This is a genomic window from Acetobacter senegalensis, assembly GCF_001580995.1.
In the GTDB taxonomy this organism is placed as follows: domain Bacteria; phylum Pseudomonadota; class Alphaproteobacteria; order Acetobacterales; family Acetobacteraceae; genus Acetobacter; species Acetobacter senegalensis.
On sequence record NZ_LHZU01000037.1, the window covers coordinates 1 to 1,798 of the forward strand.

Annotated in this window: 2 protein-coding genes; both read left to right on the top strand. The window is 53.2% G+C overall.

The window, feature by feature from the left end:
• Positions 1-181: 181 nt before the first annotated feature.
• On the top strand, positions 182-748 hold the full coding sequence (locus AD948_RS00240) for a ferritin-like domain-containing protein (RefSeq protein WP_006560456.1): 567 nt from the start codon (positions 182-184) through the stop codon (positions 746-748).
• Positions 749-966: 218 nt separating this feature from the next.
• Positions 967-1,731: an SDR family NAD(P)-dependent oxidoreductase gene (locus AD948_RS00245; RefSeq protein ID WP_061470224.1), complete on the top strand. Its 765-nt coding sequence runs from the start codon at positions 967-969 to the stop codon at positions 1,729-1,731.
• Positions 1,732-1,798 lie beyond the last annotated feature (67 nt).

The following is a 1,798-nucleotide window of genomic DNA, read 5'->3' on the forward strand; positions in this document are numbered from 1 at the left end:
AGCACCGAGCACCGAGCACCGAGCACCGAGCACCGAGCACGCCCCTACCGTGAGAGTTCCTGAGCCGCTAGTCACAAGAGCGTTAAAAAAACTCTGCAACCATTCCGGCTTGAGCCTGTTGTTAAAAGCGAAATGTCCTGCAATGCAGGATTAAAATCTATTTTAGACAGGAGAGTGCTCCATGGCGCAAACAACAGAAAATACGTTTCTGACAGACGTACAGACCCTGCGCGAACGGGCCCAGAAATCCATTGAGAAAGGTGCTGTCACCCCCACTTATGAAGGGGATGTGCAGACTGCCATTGATCTTTTGCAAACCGTAGTGGCAACCGAACTTGTGTGCGTGCTGCGCTACACCATGCATTCCATTTCTGTTGAAGGGCTGACCAGCGAAAGCGTTGCCGCAGAATTCGCAACGCATGCCAAGGAAGAACGCGCCCATATGCTGGCAGCGGCCAACCGCATTGACCAGCTTGGCGGCACGCCGAACTTTGACCCGGAAGGTCTGGCTACACGCTCCGCCAGTGAATACGGCAAAGGGGGCAATCTGGTGGAAATGGTGCGCCAGAATCTGGTAGCCGAGCGCCTTGTGATTGAGCACTACCGTGAACTGATCCGCTATTTTGGTGACAAGGACCCCACAACCCGTATCATGCTGGAACGGATTCTGGCCGAAGAAGAAGAGCATGCGACAGACATGCATGATCTGTTGGTTGCGCATGAGGGCCGCCCGTTTCTGAAAGAATAACAGGACGACATTTTCAAACCCCGTTTTGTAAAATACGCAGTTGAAGACGGCAGTAAATTTTTGAGACTGGAAAGAGGGACTTGACCGTGCAATGATGGATTATTGCAAGACAAGCCCCACGCAACCGGCCTTAAAAAGACACCCAAAAACAAACCTGCCAGATTGTGCAAACTGCGTCTTGCATTCTCCATTTTATTATCAGGAATGAGTTGATTATTATGCCGACAAACGCAATAGAAGGCCGAGTTCAGGGCAAGGTTGCCGTTATTACCGGAGCAGCCCGTGGTATGGGCCGTGCCACTGCGGAACGCTTTGCGCGTGAAGGGGCAAAACTGGTTCTGAACGATCAGGACCAAGGCCCGCTGGATGATCTGGTACAGCAGCTTGAAAATATCGGCGCACAAGCCATTGGGGTGGCTGGCGATGTCTCCAGTGAAGCCGATATCAAACGGCTTATGGAAGAAGCTGTCAGCACATTTGGCGGCATTGATATTCTTGTGGCCAATGCAGGGATTATCCCGGAAGCTGATCTTGCCTCCGCCACGGTTGATTTGTGGGACCACACCATGGCGGTTGATGGCCGGGGTATGTTTTTAAGCTGCAAATACGCAGCTGCTGAAATGGTCAAAGCGGGCAAAGGTTCCATTGTCTGCCTGTCCTCCATTTCTGCCTTTGCGGGCCAGAAGGGGCAGGCTGTTTATGGCCCTGCCAAATTTGTAGCATCTGGCCTTACGAAACATCTGGCCATTGACCTTGCCAGCCACGGTGTGCGCGTAAATGCCGTTGCCCCCGGCACGATTGATACCCCGGCCGTAGCCGGATTGGGGAAGGATGGCATTGAAAAGGTTGTCAGCATGCACCCGCTGGGTCGTATGGGAAAACCGGAAGAAGTTGCCAACGCCATTCTGTTTTTGGCATCAGATGAAGCCTCCTTCATCACCGGCGCGGTGTTGCCGGTAGATGGCGGTTATCTGGCCCAGTAAAAGCAGCGCCGCCCCCTTTCCCTCACCTCGTTGCTCGTTGCTCGTTGCTCGTTGCTCGTTGCTCGTT

What these genes read in the sequence shown, in the direction of transcription:
- AD948_RS00245 (WP_061470224.1), top strand. Translation starts at nt 967, where the DNA reads ATGCCGACAAACGCAATAGAAGGCCGAGTTCAGGGCAAGGTTGCCGTT.
- AD948_RS00240 (WP_006560456.1), top strand. Translation starts at nt 182, where the DNA reads ATGGCGCAAACAACAGAAAATACGTTTCTGACAGACGTACAGACCCTG.